Origin of the sequence: Curtobacterium sp. HSID17257, assembly GCF_003989515.1 — a bacterium.
Classification (GTDB): Bacteria; Actinomycetota; Actinomycetes; order Actinomycetales; family Microbacteriaceae; genus Curtobacterium.
In genome coordinates, this window is sequence record NZ_RBLU01000015.1 from 1 (window position 1) to 21,427 (window position 21,427).

The 21,427-nt window shown below is 71.8% G+C and carries 21 protein-coding genes and 1 pseudogene; 16 read left to right on the top strand and 6 right to left on the bottom strand.

Annotated elements, in window-relative coordinates; translation table 11 throughout:
* From D8M35_RS16530 to glmM, 4 genes and pseudogenes are all read left to right on the top strand, one after another.
* Positions 1–360 (top strand): annotated as a pseudogene (locus D8M35_RS16530) (hypothetical protein); the annotation flags it as partial.
* A gap of 308 nt (positions 361–668) precedes the next feature.
* On the top strand, positions 669–1,115 hold the full coding sequence (gene rplM / locus D8M35_RS04340; protein WP_022904636.1) for a 50S ribosomal protein L13: 447 nt from the start codon (positions 669–671) through the stop codon (positions 1,113–1,115).
* Between the two features lie 36 nt (positions 1,116–1,151).
* Positions 1,152–1,637, top strand: a complete 486-nt coding sequence (gene rpsI / locus D8M35_RS04345) for a 30S ribosomal protein S9 (RefSeq protein ID WP_126890744.1) — start codon at positions 1,152–1,154, stop codon at positions 1,635–1,637.
* Between the two features lie 22 nt (positions 1,638–1,659).
* Entirely contained in the window at positions 1,660–3,036 is a 1,377-nt protein-coding gene (gene glmM / locus D8M35_RS04350; RefSeq protein ID WP_126890745.1) for a phosphoglucosamine mutase, read from the top strand.
* Positions 3,037–3,141: 105 nt separating this feature from the next.
* Here the strand turns inward: glmM and coaA are convergent, their stop codons facing one another.
* Positions 3,142–4,086: a type I pantothenate kinase gene (gene coaA, locus D8M35_RS04355; protein ID WP_126890746.1), complete on the bottom strand. Its 945-nt coding sequence runs from the start codon at positions 4,084–4,086 to the stop codon at positions 3,142–3,144.
* Positions 4,087–4,252: 166 nt separating this feature from the next.
* Positions 4,253–4,738, bottom strand: coding sequence for a glutathione peroxidase (locus tag D8M35_RS04360; protein ID WP_126890747.1), 486 nt, complete (start codon positions 4,736–4,738; stop codon positions 4,253–4,255).
* A gap of 70 nt (positions 4,739–4,808) precedes the next feature.
* Between D8M35_RS04360 and glmS the strand changes: the two genes are divergently transcribed.
* From glmS to D8M35_RS17180, 9 genes are all read left to right on the top strand, one after another.
* Positions 4,809–6,656: a glutamine--fructose-6-phosphate transaminase (isomerizing) gene (gene glmS / locus D8M35_RS04365; RefSeq protein ID WP_126890748.1), complete on the top strand. Its 1,848-nt coding sequence runs from the start codon at positions 4,809–4,811 to the stop codon at positions 6,654–6,656.
* Between the two features lie 8 nt (positions 6,657–6,664).
* The gene (locus tag D8M35_RS04370; RefSeq protein ID WP_126890749.1) at positions 6,665–7,039 is read left to right on the top strand and encodes a holo-ACP synthase; all 375 of its coding nucleotides are present in this window, start codon (positions 6,665–6,667) and stop codon (positions 7,037–7,039) included.
* Positions 7,036–8,139, top strand: a complete 1,104-nt coding sequence (gene alr / locus D8M35_RS04375) for an alanine racemase (RefSeq protein ID WP_126890750.1) — start codon at positions 7,036–7,038, stop codon at positions 8,137–8,139. The genes D8M35_RS04370 and alr (D8M35_RS04375) overlap by 4 nt, the downstream gene beginning before the upstream one ends.
* Positions 8,136–9,296, top strand: coding sequence for an alanine racemase (gene alr, locus D8M35_RS04380; protein WP_161972599.1), 1,161 nt, complete (start codon positions 8,136–8,138; stop codon positions 9,294–9,296). The genes alr (D8M35_RS04375) and alr (D8M35_RS04380) overlap by 4 nt, the downstream gene beginning before the upstream one ends.
* Complete coding sequence (gene tsaE, locus D8M35_RS04385) at positions 9,293–9,805, top strand: tRNA (adenosine(37)-N6)-threonylcarbamoyltransferase complex ATPase subunit type 1 TsaE (RefSeq protein ID WP_126890752.1); 513 nt, start codon at positions 9,293–9,295, stop codon at positions 9,803–9,805. The genes alr (D8M35_RS04380) and tsaE overlap by 4 nt, the downstream gene beginning before the upstream one ends.
* Before the next feature lie 117 nt (positions 9,806–9,922).
* Entirely contained in the window at positions 9,923–10,549 is a 627-nt protein-coding gene (gene tsaB, locus D8M35_RS04390; RefSeq protein ID WP_126890753.1) for a tRNA (adenosine(37)-N6)-threonylcarbamoyltransferase complex dimerization subunit type 1 TsaB, read from the top strand.
* Entirely contained in the window at positions 10,546–11,097 is a 552-nt protein-coding gene (rimI, locus tag D8M35_RS04395) for a ribosomal protein S18-alanine N-acetyltransferase (protein ID WP_238638091.1), read from the top strand. The genes tsaB and rimI overlap by 4 nt, the downstream gene beginning before the upstream one ends.
* Positions 11,084–12,139 (top strand): tRNA (adenosine(37)-N6)-threonylcarbamoyltransferase complex transferase subunit TsaD, encoded by a 1,056-nt coding sequence (gene tsaD / locus D8M35_RS04400; protein ID WP_126890754.1) that lies wholly within the window; start codon positions 11,084–11,086, stop codon positions 12,137–12,139. The genes rimI and tsaD overlap by 14 nt, the downstream gene beginning before the upstream one ends.
* 101 nt (positions 12,140–12,240) lie before the next feature.
* Positions 12,241–13,053 (top strand): DUF4190 domain-containing protein, encoded by an 813-nt coding sequence (locus D8M35_RS17180; RefSeq protein WP_161972600.1) that lies wholly within the window; start codon positions 12,241–12,243, stop codon positions 13,051–13,053.
* 180 nt (positions 13,054–13,233) lie between these two features.
* On the opposite strand, the gene D8M35_RS04410 is transcribed toward D8M35_RS17180, so the two are convergent.
* Entirely contained in the window at positions 13,234–14,436 is a 1,203-nt protein-coding gene (locus tag D8M35_RS04410; protein ID WP_126890756.1) for a class I SAM-dependent methyltransferase, read from the bottom strand.
* Positions 14,437–14,595: 159 nt separating this feature from the next.
* Here D8M35_RS04410 and groES point away from each other — a divergent pair, with 159 nt between their 5' ends.
* A complete protein-coding gene (gene groES, locus D8M35_RS04415; RefSeq protein ID WP_056121496.1) occupies positions 14,596–14,892 on the top strand; it encodes a co-chaperone GroES in 297 nt (98 codons plus the stop codon).
* A gap of 122 nt (positions 14,893–15,014) precedes the next feature.
* Positions 15,015–15,977, top strand: coding sequence for an EamA family transporter RarD (rarD, locus tag D8M35_RS04420; protein ID WP_126890757.1), 963 nt, complete (start codon positions 15,015–15,017; stop codon positions 15,975–15,977).
* Between the two features lie 165 nt (positions 15,978–16,142).
* Here the strand turns inward: rarD and D8M35_RS04425 are convergent, their stop codons facing one another.
* Positions 16,143–17,477 (bottom strand): ABC transporter substrate-binding protein, encoded by a 1,335-nt coding sequence (locus D8M35_RS04425; RefSeq protein WP_126890758.1) that lies wholly within the window; start codon positions 17,475–17,477, stop codon positions 16,143–16,145.
* A gap of 260 nt (positions 17,478–17,737) precedes the next feature.
* Here D8M35_RS04425 and D8M35_RS04430 point away from each other — a divergent pair, with 260 nt between their 5' ends.
* A complete protein-coding gene (locus D8M35_RS04430) occupies positions 17,738–18,556 on the top strand; it encodes an SDR family oxidoreductase (protein ID WP_126890759.1) in 819 nt (272 codons plus the stop codon).
* 215 nt (positions 18,557–18,771) lie between these two features.
* Here D8M35_RS04430 and D8M35_RS04435 read toward each other — a convergent pair whose 3' ends face one another.
* The gene (locus D8M35_RS04435) at positions 18,772–19,653 is read right to left on the bottom strand and encodes a hypothetical protein (RefSeq protein WP_126890760.1); all 882 of its coding nucleotides are present in this window, start codon (positions 19,651–19,653) and stop codon (positions 18,772–18,774) included.
* Between the two features lie 209 nt (positions 19,654–19,862).
* The gene (guaB, locus tag D8M35_RS04440; RefSeq protein WP_126890761.1) at positions 19,863–21,365 is read right to left on the bottom strand and encodes an IMP dehydrogenase; all 1,503 of its coding nucleotides are present in this window, start codon (positions 21,363–21,365) and stop codon (positions 19,863–19,865) included.
* Between the last annotated feature and the right edge of the window lie 62 nt (positions 21,366–21,427).

A 21,427-nucleotide genomic window follows, 5' to 3' on the forward strand; every position in this document is an offset into this window, starting at 1 on the left:
TCCTCGGCGCGAGCGGGCGAGACCATCACCGTCGGCGTCGGCTCGGCGCTCGCCGGGCAGCGCGTCTCGGTGTGGCTGTACTCCGACCCGGTGCTCCTCGGCACGGCGGTCGTCGCCGCGGACGGCACCGTGCGCGTGACGATCCCGCCGAGCACGACGACGGGTCAGCACCGCCTCGCCGTCACGGCTGCCGACGGATCGCTCATCGGGTGGACCGACATCCGGATCGACCCGGCGACCGGCGAACTCGCGTTCACCGGCGCCGAGCTCACCGGCGGCCTCGTCGCCGCACTGCTCCTGCTCACGGCCGGTACCGGCCTGGTCGTGGCACGTCGTCGCCGGGCGGCGCGCACGGACTGACCGCGCCGGCACCCGATCCGCGACATCGCACCCGTCGACCGACGGGTGCGATGTCGCGTCCCGCGCGGTGATCCGGACCACGGACGGACCGGAGGCACATGGCGGTGCCGCCCCGCGCCTCCCGTCCGGCACGGCCCGCGTTCGACAAGGTGCGCCGCGTCGGGTAGGCTCTCACCTTGGTCTGTGCGCCCCGTGCGCCGGACAGTCAGATGAGCCCTCCACCGGGCAGTTCCACGAGCATCGCCCGCGGAACACCCACCGGAGCGGGATTCACGGACTCCTCACCTCGACACGAAAGCAGCACTCCTGTGACTCGTACGTTCTCCCCGAAGCCGGCAGACGTCCAGCACGACTGGATCGTCATCGACGCGACCGACGTCGTCCTCGGCCGTCTCGCCACCCACGCCGCGGCGCTCCTGCGCGGCAAGCACAAGGCCACCTTCGCCCAGCACATGGACATGGGTGACTACGTCATCATCATCAACGCGGACAAGGTCGCCCTCACCGGCTCCAAGCTCGCCAAGAAGGTCTACTACCGTCACTCGGGCTACCCGGGCGGCCTCACGGCGACCTCCTACCCGGAGATGCTCGAGAAGCACCCGACCCGCGCCGTCGAGAAGGCGATCCGCGGCATGCTGCCGAAGAACACCCTCGGCCGTGAGCAGCTCAAGAAGCTGAAGGTCTACGCCGGCGCGGAGCACCCGCACGCCGCGCAGCAGCCCAAGGCGTACACCTTCGACCAGGTCGCGCAGTAACGACGGCCACGACGACTTCAAGGACTGATAACACTCATGGCTCAGATCGCTGACTCCCTCGACCAGACCCCGGAGAGCTTCACCACCGAGAGCGCCCCGGCGTCCTCGGAGGCCGCTCCCCGCCAGATCCTCAACGTCTCGGGCGGTGCCGTCGGGCGCCGCAAGGAGGCCATCGCCCGCGTGCGCCTCGTCCCCGGTGGCGGCGCGTTCACGGTCAACGGCCGCACGCTCGAGGACTACTTCCCGAACAAGCTGCACCAGCAGCTGATCAACGACCCGTTCAAGGTGCTCGAGCTCCTCGGCGCCTACGACGTCGTCGCACGCATCACGGGCGGTGGCCCCTCGGGTCAGGCCGGTGCGCTCCGCCTCGCGATCGCCCGTGCGCTGAACGAGATCGACCGCGAGAACAACCGCGCCACCCTCAAGAAGGCCGGCTTCCTCACCCGTGACGCCCGCGTCATCGAGCGCAAGAAGGCCGGTCTCAAGAAGGCCCGCAAGGCGTCGCAGTTCTCGAAGCGCTAGTCGCTCGACGAACCCGATCGCAATGCCGCGTCTGTTCGGTACCGACGGTGTTCGTGGACTCGCCAACGGCGAGCTGACGGCCGCGCTGGCACTGGGTCTCGCCCAGGCCAGCGCGGCCGTGCTCACGCACGGACACCATGCGGACGCCCGCCGGGCGTCCGGTCGACCGCGCCCCCGCGCGGTCCTGGCGCGCGACCCGCGCGTATCCGGTGAGTTCCTGGGTGCCGCGGTCGCGGCCGGGCTCGCCTCCGCCGGCGTCGACGTGCTCGACGCCGGGGTCATCCCCACCCCCGCTGCGGCGTTCCTCGTGGCGGACATCGACGCCGACTTCGGCGTGATGATCTCCGCGTCGCACAACCCGGCGCCCGACAACGGGATCAAGTTCTTCGCCACCGGTGGTCGCAAGCTCCCCGACGAGGTCGAGGACCGCATCGAAGCGGCCATGCACGACCAGTCCGCGCCGACCCCGACCGGCGGTGACGTCGGCCGCATAACGCGCTTCGCCGACGCCGAGGACCGCTACGTCGTGCACCTGCTCGGCACGTTGCCGCACCGGCTCGACGGCCTGCACGTCGTGCTCGACTGTGCGAACGGTGCCGCCGCCGGTGTCTCACCCGAGGTGTTCGTCAACGCCGGCGCGAAGGTCACCCTGATCGGGGCCGACCCGGACGGCATGAACATCAACGACGGCGTGGGCTCGACCCACATCGACAACCTGGCCCGTGCCGTCCTCGAACACGGTGCCGACGTCGGCATCGCGCACGACGGCGACGCGGACCGCTGCCTCGCGGTGGACGCCGCGGGCAACGCGATCGACGGCGACCAGATCATGGCGATCCTCGCGCTGTCGCTGCAGGAACGCGGGCAGCTGGCCTCCGACACCCTGGTGGCCACCGTCATGTCGAACCTCGGCCTGAAGCGTGCCATGGCGGACGCGGGCATCACCGTGCTCGAGACCGGCGTGGGCGACCGCTACGTGCTCGAGAAGATGAACGAGGGCGGGTTCTCGCTCGGTGGCGAGCAGTCCGGCCACATCATCTTCAACGACTACGCGACCACGGGCGACGGGGTCCTGACGGGCCTCCACCTGGTGGCCGAGATGGCGCGCACGGGCAAGACCCTGCAGGAGCTCGCGTCGTGCATGACCGTCTTCCCGCAGGTGCTCCTCAACGTGCGTGGTGTCGACCGGCACGGGCTGTCCGACCAGGGCGTCCAGGACGCGATCGCCGCGGCGACCGAGGCGCTGGGCGACTCCGGCCGCGTGCTGCTGCGTCCGTCTGGCACCGAGCCGGTCGTCCGTGTCATGGTCGAGGCCGCCTCGCAGGAGGACGCCCAGCGCGTCGCCGAGGAGCTCGCCGACGTCGTGCGCGACCGGCTGGCGATCGACGCCGCCGCGTAGGGCACTCCAGGCCCCGCAAGACGCAACGAGGGCGGTTCCTCGCAGCGGAGTACCGCTGCGAGGAACCGCCCTCGTTGCGTTTCGCGGGCTGTCTCCTCGGCCGCGTCAGATCTTGCGGAGCAGCACCGAGTTCACCTTGTGGTTCGCGCCCTTCTTGAGCACGAGCGTGGCCCGGGAGCGCGTCGGCAGCACGTTCTCGAGCAGGTTCGGCTCGTTGATCGCCCGCCACACGTCGGTCGCGGTGCGGACCGCGTCCTCCCGGGACAGCGACGCGAACCGGTGGAAGAACGAGTCCGGGCTCGAGAACGCCTCCTCCTGCAGGGCCAGGAAGCGGTCGACGTACCAGGACTCGATGTCCTTCGTCTTCGCGTCGACGTAGATCGTGAAGTCGAACAGGTCGGACAGCGCGAGCCGCCCGTGCACCGGCGGCGCGAGCACGTTGAGGCCCTCGACGATGAGGACGTCCGGCTGCCGCACCACGATCTCGGCGTCCGGGACGATGTCGTAGACCAGGTGCGAGTAGTACGGCGCGCGGACCTCGGCCGCCCCGCTCTTCACCTGGCTGACGAACCGCAGCAGCGCGCGTCGGTCGTACGACTCCGGGAAGCCCTTGCGGTCCATGATCCCGCGGCGCTCGAGCTCCGCGTTCGGGTACAGGAACCCGTCGGTCGTCACGAGCTCCACCCGCGGGGTGTCCGGCCAGCGCTTCGTCAGCTCCCGCAGCAGGCGCGCGACGGTCGACTTGCCGACCGCCACCGACCCGGCGACACCGATCACGAAGGGCGTCCGGCCGGCCCGCTCGCCGAGGAACCGGCTCGTCTCGGCGTGCAGGTCCCTGGCGCCGGCCGCGTACAGCGTCAGCAGGCGGGAGAGGGGCAGGTAGACCTCCTGCACCTCCTGCATGTCGAGCCGGTCACCGAGACCGCGCAGCTGCACGATCTCGGTCTCGGTGAGCGACAGGTGCTCCTTCGGCGCGAGCTGGGACCACTCGTCGCGCGGGATCTCCACGAACGGGGTCGGGTGCGCGACGGCGGCTTCCGTGATCGGCATGGGCACGAGCGTACAGACGGGAGGCACGACCGACGTGGGCGGACCGGCCCGCCGGCACCGTGCCTCCCGTCCGGAGCCCGGTGCCTGTCCGCGCGACGCGACCGCCGGGCCGCGACTCCGCCGGTCAGGCGGGCAGGGCCGCCGGTCAGCCGGGCCGCTCCGCCGGTCAGGCGGGCAGGGCCGCCTCGATGGCGGCGACGACCTCGGGGGCGTCCGGCTTCGTGGTCGGACGGAAGCGCGTGACGGTGCCGTCGGGGGCGACGAGGAACTTCTCGAAGTTCCAGCTGACCCGACCGGCCTTGCCGGATGCGTCCGGCGTCTCCTTGAGGGCCTGGTAGAGCGGGTGGGCGCCCTTGCCGTTCACCTTGACCTTCTCGGACATCGGGAACGTGACGCCCCACGTGGTGGAGCAGTACTCGTCGATGGCCTCGGAGGAGCCGAGCTCCTGCAGGAACTGGTTGCTCGGGAACCCGAGGACCGTGAAGCCGCGGTCGCCGTAGGTCTTCTGCAGTGCCTCGAGCTGCTCGTACTGGGGCGCGAGCCCGCAGCGCGACGCGACGTTCACGACGAGGACGGCCCGGTCGGAGAACCGCCCGAAGGTGGTGTGCTCCCCGTGCAGCGTGGTGATCTCGATGTCGTCGAAGCGTCCCATGGCCCAAACGTTATCCCCACCCCCATCACGTCGCAGGGTCGACGGTCAGCCAGGCCGTAGGATCGAACGCATGTGTGGAATCGTGGGCTACGTCGGCAGCAAGAGCAGCCAGGAGGTCCTCCTCGGTGGGCTCCGTCGTCTCGAGTACCGCGGCTACGACTCGGCGGGCGTAGCGGTCGTCGACCGGCCGGGTGACCTCGTCTCGGCGAAGAAGGCGGGCAAGCTGCAGGCACTGATCGAGGAGCTCGAGTCGCACCCGATCGCGGACGGCGGCACCGGCATCGGGCACACCCGCTGGGCGACCCACGGCGGCCCGACCGACGGCAACGCCCACCCGCACCTGGCGGACGGCGGCAAGCTCGCGCTCATCCACAACGGCATCATCGAGAACTTCTCCGAGCTCAAGCGGGAGCTCCTCGCCGAGGGCGTCGAGTTCGCCAGCGAGACCGACTCCGAGGTCGCCGCGCACCTGGTCGGTCGTGCGTTCCGTGCCACCGGGGACCTCACCGCCGCGATGCAGCAGGTCGTGCAGCGGCTCGAGGGCGCGTTCACGCTCCTCGTCGTGCACGCCGACCAGCCGGGCGTCGTCGTCGGTGCCCGTCGCAACTCCCCGCTCGTGGTCGGCCTCGGTGACGGCGAGAACTTCATGGGCTCCGACGTCGCCGCGTTCGTCGCGTACACGCAGCGCGCCCTCGCGATCGGCCAGGACGAGATCGCCACGATCCGTCCCGACGGTGTCGAGGTCGTCCACTTCGACGGCTCCCCGGCGACCCCGGAGGAGTTCGAGGTCAGCTGGGACGCCTCCGCCGCCGACAAGGGTGGCTGGAGCTCCTTCATGGCCAAGGAGATCAGCGAGGAGCCCGAGGCCGTCGCCAAGACCATCCTCGGTCGCGTGCACGACGGTGCCGTGACGCTGACCGACCTCGACCCGATCGCCGACCGGCTGCAGCAGGTCGACCGTGTCATCGTCATCGCCTGCGGCACCGCTGCCTACGCCGGCATCCTCGGCAAGTACGCCATCGAGCAGTGGGCACGCGTCCCCGTCGAGGTCGAGCTCGCCCACGAGTTCCGCTACCGGGACCCGGTGCTGGACGACCGGACGCTGGTCGTCTCGATCAGCCAGTCCGGCGAGACCATGGACACGCTCATGGCCGTCAAGTACGCCCGCGAGCAGGGTGCGCAGGTGCTCTCCATCTGCAACACCCAGGGCGCGACGATCCCCCGCGAGTCCGACGCGGTGATCTACACGCACGCCGGTCCCGAGGTCGCGGTGGCGTCCACGAAGGCCTTCATCGCCCAGGGCGTCGCGCTGTACCTGCTCGGGCTCCACCTGGCGACGCTCAGGGGCACGCTGACCGCCGAGCAGATCGCCGAGCAGGTCGCCGAGCTCGAGGGCCTCGCGCCGAAGCTGCAGCAGACCATCGACGACGCGTCCGGCGTCGCCGAGCTCGCACGCTGGATGGCCGACACCCGGAGCGTGCTGTTCCTCGGTCGCCACGTCGGGTACCCGATCGCGCTCGAGGGTGCCCTCAAGCTCAAGGAGCTCGCGTACATCCACGCCGAGGGCTTCGCCGCCGGTGAGCTCAAGCACGGCCCGATCGCGCTCATCGAGCCGGGGCAGATCGTCTTCGTCATCGTGCCGTCGCCGCGTGACGCCCGGTCGCTGCACCCGAAGGTCGTCTCGAACATCCAGGAGATCCGCGCCCGCGGTGCCCGGGTGATCGCCATCGCCGAAGAGGGCGACGCCGCCGTGCTGCCCTTCGCGGACGAGGTCCTGCGGATCCCGCTCGCGACGCCGCTGTTCGAGCCGCTGCTGGCCGTCGCGCCGCTGCACATGTTCGGCATGGAGCTCGCCGCCGCCAAGGGCCTCGACGTCGACCAGCCGCGCAACCTGGCGAAGTCGGTCACCGTCGAGTAGCACCCGACGTGATCATCGGCATCGGGGTCGACGTCGTCGACACGGAGCGGTTCCGGGGTGTGCTCGAGCGCACCCCGGCGCTCCGCACGAGGCTGTTCACGCCGGCCGAGCAGCTGCGCGACGGTGCACCCCGGCCGGTGACGTCACTCGCGGCCCGGTTCGCTGCGAAGGAAGCGCTCATCAAGGCGTTCGGCTCGAGCGCCGGGCTGAGCTGGCAGGAGCTCGAGGTCGTCGCGGACGACCAGCGGAACCCGTCGCTCACCCTGCACGAGGGCGCTCGACGGGTGGCTGCGGACCGCGGTGTCACGAACGTCCACCTGTCGCTGTCGCACGACGGCGGCATCGCGACGGCGTTCGTCGTCATCGAAGGAGGGGGCGCATGAGCGCGTTCACGGGGATCACGGTCGACCGCGAGGCCCTCATCGCGAACTACGCGACGGTGTCCGAGCGCGTGGCACCGGCCGGCGTCATCGCGGTCGTCAAGGCGAACGCGTACGGCCACGGGGCGATCGACGCCGCACGGGCGTTCGTCGACGCCGGCGCCGAGTGGCTCGGGGTCGCCGATGTCGACGAGGGCATCGCGCTCCGCCGCGCCGGCATCGACGAGGGCGTCCGGATCCTCGCGTGGCTGCACGCCCCCGACGAGGACTTCCGCCGCGCCGCGCAGTACGACGTCACCCCGGCGGTGTCGAGCGTCTCGCAGCTCGCCGCCGCCGCCGACTCCGAGGTGCCCGCGGTGCACGTCTGCGTCGACACCGGGCTGAGCCGGAACGGCGCCGTCGAGTCCGAGTGGGCCGAACTCTTCGCGACCGCCGGACGGATCGCGCGCTCCGGCGGTCGCACACGCGTCGAGGGGCTCATGTCGCACCTGTCGAACGCGTCCCGCGCGGACGACCTCGACCAGGACGCGGCACTCCAGCGGGCGCTCGACGGCCTGGCGGCGAACGGCATCGTGCCCGACGTGGTGCACCTCGCCGCGAGTGCCGGCAGCATCGCCGTCCCGGAGACCCGGCACGACGCGGCACGGGTCGGTCTCGCGCTCTACGGCCTCAGCCCCTTCGCCGACCGCACCGCGGCCGACCTGGGTCTGCGCCCGGCGATGCGCGTCACCGCCGCGGTGCTCCGGACCGTCCCGGTCGCGGCGGGTGAGGGCGTCAGCTACGGCTACACCTGGCGCGCGACGACGGACACGCGGCTCGCGGTGATCGGGCTCGGGTACGCGGACGGCTTCGACCGCGACCTCGGCAACCGGGTGTCGGTGCGCATCGGCGACCGGATGTTCCCCGTCGTCGGCCGCGTCGCGATGAACGCGATGCACATCGACATCGGCGACGCCGACGTCCGGGTCGGTGACGAGGTCGTGCTCTGGGGCGACCCGGCGGACGGCGACCCCGCGGTCGAGGACTGGGCGGCGGCCATCGACACCATCAACTACGAGGTGGTCGCCAGGGTCGGCCGCAGCGTGGAACGGAGGACGACGTGAACGCGCCGCTGCGCCGGGCCCGGATCGACCTCGACGCCTACCGGTCGAACCTCGACCTCGTTCGGGAGTGGATGCACCCCGTCGAGGTCATGGCGATCATGAAGGCCGACGCCTACGGGCACGGCCTCGAGCCGATCGCGCTCGCCGCCGTCGACGCGGGGGTCCGCTGGATCGGTGTGCTGACCGTGCCCGCCGCGCTGCGCCTCCGGGCGATCGGGGTCGGCGAGGACGTCCACCTGTTCACCTGGCAGCACGACCCGGCGCTCGACTTCCGCGACGCGATCGACTCCGCGATCGACCTCGGCGTCTCGAACGTCGCCGAGCTGCAGCGCGTCGTCGACGCCGTCGACCAGCGTGCCGCACGCGTGCACCTCGGGGTGGACTCGGGGCTGCACCGCGACGGCGCCACCCCCGACGTCTGGCCCGAGCTGGTGTCGCTCGCGGTCGACGCCCAGCGCGCCGGACGCATCGAGGTCGTCGCGGCCTACACGCACCTCGCCGAGTCCTCCGACGACGACGACAGCGCCGCCGTCGCCGCGTTCGACAGAGCCGTCGAGACCGCGGAGGACCTCGGGCTCGACCTGCCGACGGAGCACGTCGCCGCGTCCCTCGCGGGTCTCGAGCGCAAGGAGTTCCGCAAGGACATGGTCCGCATGGGCGCGAACCTGTTCGGCATCCCGGGCGCCGACGGGGTCTCCGCCGCCGACCTCGGCCTCGAGCCGGTGATGACGCTCACCGCCTCGGTCGCGAAGACGAAGCGCGTGCCGGTCGACACCGGCGTCTCCTACGACTACACGTACCGCACCGCGTCGGAGACGACCCTCGCGCTCGTGCCCGTCGGGTACGCGGACGGGGTCCCGCGTCGTGCGCAGGGCCGCGTCGAGGTGACCATCGGTGGCAAGCGGTACCCGATCGCCGGCCGCGTCGCGATGGACCAGTTGCTGGTCGACGTCGGCGACGACGACGTCCGCGTCGGCGACCAGGTCGTCCTGTTCGGCACGGGGGAGCACGGCGAGATGACGGTGCTCGAGTGGGGCGAGGCGCTCGGCACCATCGGGGAAGAGGTGACGTGCCGGATCGGCGCCCGGGTGACGCGCGAGGTCGTCGGGCACCAGGTCGAGGGCCGGGTCGGCGACTACCTGCGGGAACAGCCGTGACCGACGCGCGGGTGCTGCTCGACACGTCGGTGTCGACGACCGACGAGATGGGCGCGCTCGGCGCCCGACTCGCGGCGGTCCTGCGCGCCGGGGACCTCGTCGTGCTGACCGGCCCGCTCGGCGCCGGCAAGACCACCCTCACCCGCGGCCTCGGCGCCGCACTCGGCGCACGGGGTCAGGTGTCGAGCCCGACGTTCGTCCTGGCCCGGACGCACCCGACCACGGCCGGACCGGACCTGGTGCACGTCGACGCCTACCGGCTGAGCGACCCGGTGGAGCTCGACGACCTCGACCTCGACTGGGACACCTCGATCGTGGTCGTCGAGTGGGGGCGCGGGTTCGTGGACGGCATCTCGGACGACGTGCTCGACGTCGAGATCGTCCGCGCGACCGGAGCCGGTGCGCCCGACTCCGGAGCCGACGAGCTCGATCCCGACGACGTGCCGGACGAGCCCCGACGGGTGGTCGTCACCGGCACCGGCGACCGCTGGGCCGGCGTCACCCTCTGACCGGGACCGCGGTCACCTGCTCGGCCGTCAGGCCAGCGGATCGATGAAGAAGTCGGCGCCGGCCGGGTCGTCGACGGGCAGCCGGTCCGTCGTCCCGTTCGCGCCTACGATGGACGGGTGCTCCTCGCCATCGACACGTCCGCCGGTACCTCCGTCGCCGTCGTCGACCCGGCCACCGGCCGCGCCGTCGCCGAGCGCAGCACCGACGACTCCCGCCGTCACGCAGAGGTGGTCGGCCCGTTCCTCGCCGACGTCCTCGCCGAGGCCGGGATCACCGGCACCGGCGTCACCGGGGTCGTCGCCGGCATGGGCCCCGGCCCCTTCACCGGTCTGCGCGTCGGCATCGCCGCCGCGCGCACCTTCGCCGCCGCACGCGGCGTCCCGTTCCTGCCGCTCGTCAGCCACGACGCCATCGCGGCCGACCAGGACCAGGACGAACCGTTCGTCGTCCTGACGGACGCGCGACGCCGTGAGGTCTACTGGAGCGCGTACGACGAGACCGGCACGCGCGTCGCCGGCCCGGGGCTCGCGAAGCCGGCCGACCTGGACGAGGCGATCCGTGCCTCCCGTCCGGATGCCGTCGACTGGCCCCGCGTGACCGTCGCGACCGTCCCGGCCGGGAGGCTCGGGGCGCTGGCCGCAGACCGGCTCGCCTCCGGCGCGCCCTTCGCCGACGACACCCCCCTGTACCTGCGCGACCCCGACGTCACCGTCCCGGGAGCACCGAAGCGGGTCGTCCGGTGACCGGACTGCCCGCACTCCCCGCGGGGCTGCGGCTGCGCCGCGCGGTGCCGCAGGACCTCGACGACGTCATGTTCCTGGAGCACGCGTCCTTCCCCACCGACGCGTGGTCCTCGTCGCAGATGGCGGGGGAGCTGTGGTCGCCGCACGGGTACTACGTCGTCGTGGAGACGACGGAGGACGGGGCGCCGACGGTCGTCGGCTACGCGGGACTGTCGTCGCTCGCGGGCAACCCCGTCGCCGACGTCCAGACGATCGCGGTCAGCGCGGAACAGCGGGGGAGGGGCATCGGGAAGGTGCTCTTCACGGAGCTCCTCGACGAGGCCCGACGCCGCGACGTGCACGAGGTGTTCCTCGAGGTGCGTGCGGACAACCCCGTGGCGCAGGCGATGTACACCGCGGCCGGGTTCGAACGGATCGCCGTGCGTCCCCGCTACTACCAGCCCGACGGTGTCGACGCGTGGGTGATGCGGGCGGAGCTCCCCGCCACGCCCTGTGCGTCGGGCGGCGTCGGACCGATCGGACAGGAGACCCTCGGTGAGCGCGACTGAACCCCTGGTGCTCGGCATCGAGACGAGCTGCGACGAGACCGGCGTGGGCATCGTCCGCGGGACCACGCTGCTGGCCAACGTCATCGCGTCGAGCATGGACGAGCACGCTCGGTACGGCGGCGTCGTGCCCGAGGTCGCCGCGCGGGCGCACCTCGAGGCCATGACCCCGACCCTGCACGAGGCACTCGAGCGCGCCGGCGTGACCCTCGACGAGCTGGACGCCGTCGCCGTCACCGCCGGCCCGGGGCTCGCCGGCGCCCTGATGGTCGGTGTGGGGGCGGCCAAGGCCCTGGCGGTCGCAACGGGCAAGCCGCTCTACGGGGTGAACCACCTGGTCGGGCACGTCGGCGCGGACGTGCTGCGGGCCGACGGCAGCGCGATCGAGCTGCCGACGGTGGCACTGCTCGTCTCCGGTGGGCACACGTCGCTGTTGCTCGTGCGGGACCTGGTCGGCGACGTCGAACTGCTCGGCGAGACGATCGACGACGCGGCGGGCGAGGCGTTCGACAAGGTCGCACGCCTGCTCGGTCTGCCGTACCCGGGCGGGCCGCAGATCGACCGGGCCGCGGCGGACGGCGACCCGACCGCGATCCGCTTCCCGCGGGGCCTGACGCTGCCGAAGGACATGGCGCAGCACCGGTACGACTTCTCGTTCTCCGGGCTGAAGACCGCGGTCGCACGGTGGGTCGAGAAGTGCCGCGACGAGGGTCGGGAGGTCCCGGTCGCCGACGTCGCGGCATCGTTCCGCGAGGCCGTCGTCGACGTGCTCCTCACGAAGGCGCTCGCCGCGTGCCGGGACACCGGTGTCGACCGGCTGCTGCTCGGCGGTGGGGTCGTCGCCAACGCTCGGCTGCGAGCCGTGGCCGAGGAACGCTGCGCGGACGCCGGCGTCGCGCTGCGGATCCCGCCGTTCGACCTCTGCACCGACAACGGCGCCATGATCGCCGCGGTCGGGGCACGCCTGGTGGCCGAGGGGCACGCGCCGAGCGACCTCGGCATCGCGGCGGACTCCACGCTGCCGGTGACGACCGTCCAGGTCTGAGACGCGCTCCCGGGCGGCGAGCGACTGCTGAACCCGCCTCCGGCCCGTGTGGGAGGATGCTCAGCAGGCACCGACCGACCGGGTGCCAGGAGGGGTGGACGGTGTCCGATCAGAACCAGTGGCCGAAGCCGGGCGAGTCGAACGCGAGCGACGACGGCCGGCCGCAGCAGGACGGCCAGCAGTCGGGAGCGTCGCAGCAGTCGGGTGCATCGCAGCAGTCGGGCGCGTCGCAGTCGACCGGCCAGCAGCCGGGCACCCCGTACGGTCAGCCGTCGCAGGGCAACCCCTACGCGCAGCCGGCGCCGGGCGCACCCTCGGGCCAGGGGCAGCAGTCCGCGAACCCGTACGCGCAGCCCCAGCAGTCGCAGCAGAACCCGTACGCGCAGTCCTCGCAGCCGGGCAGCCCGTACGGCCAGCAGCCGCAGCAGCAGAACCCGTACGCGCAGCCGGGCAACCCCTACGGGCAGCAGCAGCAGCCGCAGCAGGGCAACCCCTACGCGGCCTCGGGTCCCCAGCACAACCCCTACGCGCCGCAGCAGGGCAGCAACCCCTACGCGGCCCCGTACGCCACGACCGGGTACCAGCCGTACGCCCAGCGCCCGAAGACGAACACCCTCGCGATCCTGTCGATCGTCTTCAGCAGTGTCGCCGGTCTGTCCCTGCTGACCTTCGTCTTCGCGTTCTTCGCGGTGCTCGCGGGCCCCGCCGGTGCGATCCTCGGGCACGTGGCACTCGGCAAGACGAAGACGACGGGGGAGTCCGGGCGCGGCCTGGCGCTCGCCGGCATCATCGTCGGGTGGATCGCGACGGGCATCGCCCTGATCGGCGTCATCGTGTTCTTCGTGGTGCTCGCCAACTCCGGCGGCGGGTACTCCGACCCGTACGACTACGACTCGGGTGCCTTCATCCGCTGATGCGCGCTGACTCGCGCTGACCCGCACTGACCCGCTCTGTTCCGTTCCGCGGAAGCGACAGACCCCCGCCGATGTCCGGTGGGGGTCTGTCGCTTCCGCGGACCCGATCGCGACAGCGATGCGCGCCCAACGCGCGGGCGCCCGTGCAGCCCGGCGGGCCGCACCGCCCCGCCCCGCGGGCTAGCCGGCCGCGTCGGTGAGCCGCTCGCACAGGAGCGCGGTGTGCCGTCCCTCCAGACGGGTGAGCACGAGCGTGACCGACCGCCGCCCCCGCAGCCGCAGCCGCTTCCGGAACTGCGCGGGATCCACGTCGACCCCGCGCTTCTTGATCTCCACCGTGCCGACGTCGTCCGCCGCCAGGCGTGCCGCGAGCTGCTTCACGTCGAGCGGCATCGTGTCGAGCACCCGGAACCCCTGCGCGAACGGCGTCGTCACCGCGCGGTCCGACGTGACGTACGCGATGCCCTCGGACAGCATGCGCCCGTCGATCGAGCGCGCCAGGTCCCCGATCAGGCGCGCGCGGATCACGGCCCCGTCCGGCTCGTACAGGTAGGCACCGACGGGACCGACCTCGACGTCCTCGGCGTCGGCCGGACCGGTGAGTTCGGCGATCCCGTGCGCGCCGATGACCGTCGCCGCACGGCGCACACCGTCGCGGGCGAGGGGGCCGGACCACAGGACGAGCTCGACGACCTCGCGGTCGACGGACACCCACTGCGCCTCGAGCGTGTCCGGGATGAGGTCGCGGTCGATGCCGGGCCCGAGCTTCACCCCGGTCGGGGTCGTCGTCGCCGCGGCGAACACGGTGTCGAGCGACGGCGACCAGTCGTCCGGGTCGGCCAGGCGTCTCGTGTTCGCGTGCCCGGCGGTCCGTCGGGCGGGGTCCATCCACACGCCGTCCACCCGGGACAGGTCGAAGGACGCCGCGTCGCCGAGCTCGACCCGCGCGTTCGGCCAGAGCGCGAGGTTGTGCGTCGCGACCGCGGCGGTCACCTCGTCACGGTCGACCGCGGTGACGTCGAGGTCGAGCGCCGCCATCGCCATGGCATCGCCGCCGATGCCGCACCCGAGGTCCGCGACCCGGGTGATCCCCGCAGCGGCGAACCGGCCGGCGTGCTGCGCGGCGACCTGCAGCCGCGTGGCCTGCTCGAGCCCGGCCTCGGTGAAGAGCATCCGTCCGGCGAAGTCCCCGAACTTGGCGCGGGCCTTCTGCCGGAGCTTCGCCTGGGTCAGCACCGCGGCGACGAGGCCGGGATCGTGCCCCTCGCCGCGCAGCCGAGAGACCACGCGCACGATCTCGCCCCCGTCCGAGACACCGGGGGTACGGTCGAGCAGGGCCATCCCCTCGGGGGTCAACAGCTGGGCGAGGTCGGCGGCTTCCACCCGACGATCCTCCCAGGTCGCCGGGACGCCCGACACGTGCTGGCACTCGGATTGACCGAGTGCCAGACTGTCCCTAGAGTTGTCGTTGGCACTCTCCTGTGCGTAGTGCCAACCGGTTCCCATCTGTACCGAGTCAGTACCGAGAAAGAAGAGGTCACCGTGGCCGTCACCATCAAGCCGCTCGAGGATCGCATCGTCATCCGCCAGGTCGAGGCGGAGCAGACCACCGCTTCCGGTCTCGTCATCCCGGACACCGCGAAGGAGAAGCCCCAGGAGGGCGAGGTCGTCGCCGTGGGCCCGGGTCGCATCGACGACAACGGCAACCGCGTGCCGCTCGACGTCGCCGTCGGCGACAAGGTCATCTACTCGAAGTACGGCGGCACCGAGGTCAAGTACTCCGGTGAGGACCTGCTCGTCCTCTCGGCGCGCGACGTCCTCGCGGTCATCGAGCACTGAGACCAGCAGCTCTCGTCACGAACGCCCCGTCCGGCTCGCAGCCGGCGGGGCGTTCGTGCGTCCGGCGGCCGGGAGGCGCGGTGCCGCTCCGCAGCGTCCGACCAGCTTCCTAGGATGGTTCCGTGAGTGAAGCGACTCCGGCGCGTCCGGCACGCAGCGAGGCATCCGTCGGCGTCGTCCAGGCGATCGTCGCGTACGGGCTCTGGGGGCTCATGCCCCTGCTCTTCGCCGCGATGGCTCCCGCCGGCGCGTTCGAGATCGTCGCCTGGCGGATCGTCTTCGGCCTGGTGTTCTGCGCGGTGGCGATCGCCGTCACCCGGTCGTGGCTCCGCACCCGCTCCCTGCTCGCCCAGCGTCGGGTGATGCTCGTGATGGGGCTCGCGGCCGTCCTCATCCTGGTGAACTGGACCGTGTACGTCGCCGCGACGACGACGGGCCACACGGTCGAGGCCGCGCTCGGCTACTTCATCAACCCGCTCGTCACGATCGCCCTCGGGGTGGTCGTCCTCCGCGAGCGCTTGCGTGCGGCGCAGTGGGCGGCGGTCGGCATCAGCGTCGTCGCGGTCGTCGTCATCGCGGTCGGCTACGGGCAGGTGCCGTGGATCTCGCTCGCCCTGGCGTTCTCGTTCGGCCTCTACGGCCTGGTGAAGAAGCGGGTGGGTGGCACCGTCGACGCGCTGAGCGGGCTGACGCTCGAGACCGTGTGGCTGCTGCCGATCGCCGTCGGGGCGCTCGTGGTGCTCGGGGTGACGGGCCTCGGCGGCGGGGTGACCTTCACGAGCGAGGGGTGGCCGCACGCGCTCGTCACGGTGCTGACCGGCCCGGCGACCGCGGTGCCGCTGCTGCTCTTCGCGTCCTCCGCGCGGCGGGTGTCGCTGTCGACGCTCGGGCTGACGCAGTACCTCGCGCCCGTGATGCAGCTGCTGGTCGGGGTGGTCGTGCAGCACGAGGCCATGCCGCCCGCGCGGTGGATCGGCTTCGGCATCGTGTGGGTCGCGCTCGTGGTCCTGACGGTCGACAGCTTCGTGGCGGCCCGGGCAGCGCGGCGCCGGACGCTCGCACCCGCGGCGGCCGAGCCGGCCTGACGGGCGCGATCCGCGCCTCCCGTCCGGCCGCCGCGGGTCGCACGGAGCCGACCCGGGTCTCGCGTTGCGCGACACGTCTCGCGCTCCCGACCCCGAGGAACGACGCTGGGCCCGAGTCTCGGCTCCGCGGAGGCGAGACTCGGGCCCAGTCGGCCGTGCTGGGTGTTACTTCGAGACCGAGCCCTGGATGGCGCTCTGGTACACGGGCTTGTTGTCGCCGTCGAACTTGTAGATGCCGATGTAGGCGCTCGACGGGTCGTTCTTGCTGTCGAACGGACCGATGCCGGACGGGCCGGTGTACTGGATGTCCTCACCCTTGTCGAGCAGGTCCTTGCAGGCCTTGAACGTCTCGCACTTGGTCCCGCCGTCCGCGCCGGACACCGCAGCCATGTTGGCCTGGATGGTGCCCGAGTCGGTGCCCTTGCCCTTCACCGCGGCCAGCGCGGCGAGGGTCGTGGCGTCGTACGACTCAGCGGCGTACGAGTAGTCGGCGAGCTCCTTGCCGGAGGACTGCTTGTAGAAGTCGGACAGGCGCTGCTTGAGCTCGTCCTTCGGGCTGGCACCCGGGATGGTGCCCTGCGCACCCTCGAGGGTGCCCGGGTCGAAGTCCTTCGAGTAGTCCGCGGTGTTGCCGTCGGACATGTAGATCTTCGCCATGTCGGCGTTCTGCGACTTGAGCTCCGGGATGATCGACTTCGTCTCGTCGAAGGCGAGCACCACGATGGCGTCCGGCTTCGCCGCGAGGGCGGCCGTCACCTCGGACGAGAACGTCGTCTGTCCGGGCGGGAACTCCTGACCCTTGCCCTTGCCGCCGTAGACGACCTGGCCGCCCGAGTCCTCGATCGCCTTCTGCACGGTGTCGCGGAGACCCGTACCGTAGGTGTCGTTGAAGACCAGGAAGGCGACCTTGGCGTTGCCGTCACCCGTGATGAGCTGGCCGAGGGCCGAGCCCTGCACCGAGTCCGGCGGAGCCGTGCGGTAGTAGTGCGACGAGTAGCCGGACAGGTCGGTCGCCGTGTTCGCCGGCGAGATCTGCACGATGCAGTTGCTCGTCAGCTGGTCGATGACGTTCAGCGTGACGCTGGACGACTCGGCGCCGATGACGACCGGCACCTTCGCGTTGACGAGCTTCGTCGCGGCCGAGCTCGACACGGTCATGTCGTTGCTGTCGCCCGAGTCGGTGGCGGGGTCGATGCTGACGTCCTTGTCGAGCACGCCACCGGCCGAGTTGATGTCCTCGACCGCGAGGCCGACGCCGGACTCGGCGGGCGGGTTGAGGTACGACAGGGTGCCCGTCAGCGGGAGGATCGTGCCGATCTTCAGCGCATCGGTACCCGGGGTGTCGGGGGCCTTGCAGCTCGCCGCCGGGTCCTTCTTCGCGCCGCCGGCAGAGGCGGAGGAGGTGGATTCGGCGCTGCCGCTGGTGGAACACGCGGCGAGGAGGAGCGCTGCCGCTCCCGCCACTGCCAGTGCCGTGGTGGCACGGGTGGTTCTGGTCATCCGTGGAGCCCTTTCTCTGCGCGGAGGCCCAACCGCATCGGGTCGAGCGCGGTCTCCTCCACGTGGGTTGCCGAGAAAACTAGGGCCGAAGTGTTTCGCGTGTGTGTCCGAGATCATCACCTGGACGTTTCGTTACACACCCGTGACGAAACTGAGCAGGCGCACGGGAACCCCTGATGAGGAGTCCGTCCGGACGGTGCCCTGTGCAGGAGGCGCGGTTCCGGGAGGTCGCAGCGGCGGTCGCGCGTACGGTCCGGCCCATGAGCGATGCAGCTTCCACGACCACCTTCCGTCCCGTGCGTGCGATCGTCACCGGTGCCGAGTCCGGCATCGGGAAGGCCACCGCGGTGGCGCTCGCCGCAGCCGGCATGGACGTCGGCATCACGTACCTGTCCGAGCCCGAGCGTGCCGAGGAGACCGCCGCCGAGATCCGGCAGGCCGGGCGACAGGCCTTCGTCGAGCAGATCGACGTGACGCAGCTCGACCGTGCGGGTGCCGTGATCGATCGGCTCGTGGCACAGCTCGGTGGCGTCGACGTCGTCGTGGCGGATGCCGGGACCGGTGACAACGCGCCGTTCCTCGACATCACGCTCGAGCAGTGGCGGCACACGGTCGCGACCGACCTCGACGGGGCGTTCGTCACGATCCAGGCAGCTGCACGGCACATGGTGCGACAGGGCACCGGCGGGCGGATCATCGGCATCACGAGCGTCCACGAGCACCAGCCCCGCTACGGGTCGAGCGCGTACGACGCGGCGAAGCACGGCCTCGGCGGGCTCCTCAAGACCATCGCGATCGAGCTCGCCGAGCACGGCATCACCGCGAACGCCGTTGCACCGGGGGAGATCGCGACCCGGATGACGGGTGCCGAGGACGAGGACCCGCACACCATCGATCGTCCCGGTGTCCCCCTCGGACGGCCGGGGAACGCGTGGGAGATCGCTGCCGCAGTGGCGTTCCTGGCGTCACCGGCGTCGTCGTACATCACCGGGGTGTCCCTGCCCGTCGACGGCGGCATGCTGCAGATGGGCCCGCACGGCGGCAGCCACATCACGTCCGACGACTGGCGCAGCGCCTAGAGCGGCGGGGCTGCCGTTCCCGTCGCGGGTCCGCACGCCGTCGTCGGGCCGAGACACCGGCGTCGGGTCGAGACGCCGTCTTCGGGCCGAGACGCCCGCGCATCCGACGGTGTGTCGGCAGTTCGGCGGCGTCTCGGGCGGACACCGGCGGCTCGAGGAGCTCTGGTGCCCTCCAGACGCCGGCGTCTCGGCGATGTGATGGGCAAGGAGTTCGATCACCGCGACCGCTCGGCCCAGCCGCGCCCGAGTGGGAGACCCGCGGCGAGCAGCACGGGCGCCAGGAGTGCCGGCTCGAGCGCCTCGCGCATGCCCCACCGCGCGAAGCCCCTGACCTCGGGCAGCCGTCGCAGCGCATCCTCGCGGCGCTTCTCGGCCCAGAGCGCCGCACGGTCGTCGTACTTGACCCGGCCGTCGAACTCGCCGACGATGCCCGCAGCTGGCCACCAGAAGTCGACCCGGAAGCATCCGGCGTCGGTGGTGAACTCCTGCTGCAGCACCGGTGGGACGACCCCGAGCTCCCGCATCGTCACGCGGCTGAGCGATTCGCCTGCGGACTCCGCGGCGCCGTCCGCGACCTCGAGCGCCGTCCGGGCCACACGCGAGCCGCGTGCGCCCGCGCGGGCGGCGAGTGCGCGCTCGAGGTCCGGGAACGCCGCGGTGTCCTCGTGCAGGACGTGATCGAGCACGAGGACCGCGTGTGCCAGTGGTACGGCGTGCACGATGTCGACCACCGTCCGCAGGAGGGACGTCACCGCGACCCCGAGAGCGTCGGTGAGCTCGCCCTCCGACAGGTCGCCCGTGTGCCGCACGACACCTCGGCCGAGGTGCGTCTTCGTCAGCGCCGGGTCGATCACGTGCAGTCGCCAGTCCCAGCGCCCGAGTTCGGGGAGTCCCCACAGTGCTCCGGCGGACCGGTGCGAGACCACCGCTGGGCGGTGCAGCGCCGCGACGCGGGCACGCACCACGAGCCGCCGCCGCCCACGTTCGTCGAGAGCGTCCCACGCCGCTCGTTCGACCCCCACCCCGTGGAACAAGCGGACCGGATCGAGGAGGCCCGCCGGACGACCGGCGAGGACGGGAGACGGCGTGACTGACATGCGCGGCAGTCTCGCGTGACCACGTGGCTGAGGAGAGGCGACGGCCGCCAGTTGTGGAGAGACTCCCGGCCGACGTCGTCCGTGCAGGAGCTCGCGAAACGCCCCCGTCGACGTGAAACGCCCCCGAACCGCCGAGACGCCGTCGGAATCGACGGCGTCTCGGCGCAACGGGGGCGTCTCGCACACAAGCGAGGGGGAGGAGACCGGGGTCAGCCTCGGTAGTTCGGGGCCTCGACGACCATCTTGATGTCGTGCGGGTGCGACTCCTTGAGCCCGGCCGCGGTGATGCGGACGAACTTGCCGCGGGCCTTGAGCTCCGGCACCGTGCGGCCACCGACGTAGAACATCGACTGCCGCAGGCCGCCGACGAGCTGGTAGACGGCGTTCGCGACCGAGCCGCGGTAGGGGACCTGGCCCTCGATGCCCTCGGGGATGAGCTTCTCGTCCGAGGGGACGTCCGCCTGGAAGTAGCGGTCCTTCGAGTACGAGGTCTTCTCGCCGCGGGTCTGCAGTGCGCCGAGGGAGCCCATCCCGCGGTACGCCTTGTACTGCTTGCCGCCGACGAAGACGAGCTCGCCCGGGCTCTCGTCGGTGCCCGCCAGGAGCGAGCCGAGCATCACGGTGTCCGCGCCGGCGACCAGGGCCTTCGCGATGTCGCCCGAGTACTGCAGCCCGCCGTCGGCGATGACCGGCACGCCGGCCTCACGCGCGGCGAGCGACGCCTCGTACACGGCGGTGACCTGCGGGACGCCGACCCCGGCGACCACGCGCGTGGTGCAGATCGAGCCCGGACCGACGCCGACCTTGACGGCGTCCACACCGGCGTCGATGAGCGCCTGCGCGCCCTGTCGGGTCGCGACGTTCCCGCCGATGACGTCGATGCCGGCGAAGGACGGGTCGGCCTTGAGGCGGCGGACCATGTCGAGGACGCCCTCGCTCTCGCCGTTGGCGGTGTCGACGACGAGCACGTCGACGCCCGCGTCGCGCAGGGCCTCGGCGCGCTGCCAGGCGTCACCGAAGAAGCCGATCGCAGCGCCGACGCGCAGGCGGCCCTCGGCGTCCTTGGTGGCGTCCGGGTACTTCTCGCTCTTGTCGAAGTCCTTGACGGTGATGAGGCCGCGGAGCTTGCCGTCGGCGTCGACCAGCGGGAGCTTCTCGATCTTGTGCTGCGCGAAGATCGCGACGGCGTCCTCGGGGTCGATGCCCTCGGCCGCGGTGATGAGCGGCGCCTTCGTCATGACGTCGCGGACGAGGGTCGTCGCCATCTCGAACGGGGCGACGAAGCGCATGTCCCGGTTCGTGATGATGCCGACGAGCGTGCCGTCCGACTCGACGACGGGCAGGCCCGAGACGCGGAACTGCCCGCACACGGCGTCGACCTCGGCCACGGTGGCGTCCGGGCTCGTGGTCACGGGGTTCGTGATCATGCCCGACTCGGACCGCTTGACCTTGTCGACGTACGCGGCCTGGTCCTCGATCGACATGTTGCGGTGCAGGATGCCGATGCCACCCTGGCGCGCCATCGCGATCGCCATGCGGGCCTCGGTCACGGTGTCCATCGCCGCCGACAGCAGCGGGACGTGCACGTCGATGCGCTTGGTGAGCCGGGACGTCGTGGACGCCTCGCTCGGGATGACGTCGGTGTGCCCGGGGAGGAGCATGACGTCGTCGTACGTGAGTCCGATGAATCCGAACGGATCCGGCTGGTCCATGGGTCCCCTTCGTGGGCGAGGTGAAGTGGTGGCACCGGGGCGCGTCGTCGGGTTCCCGATGG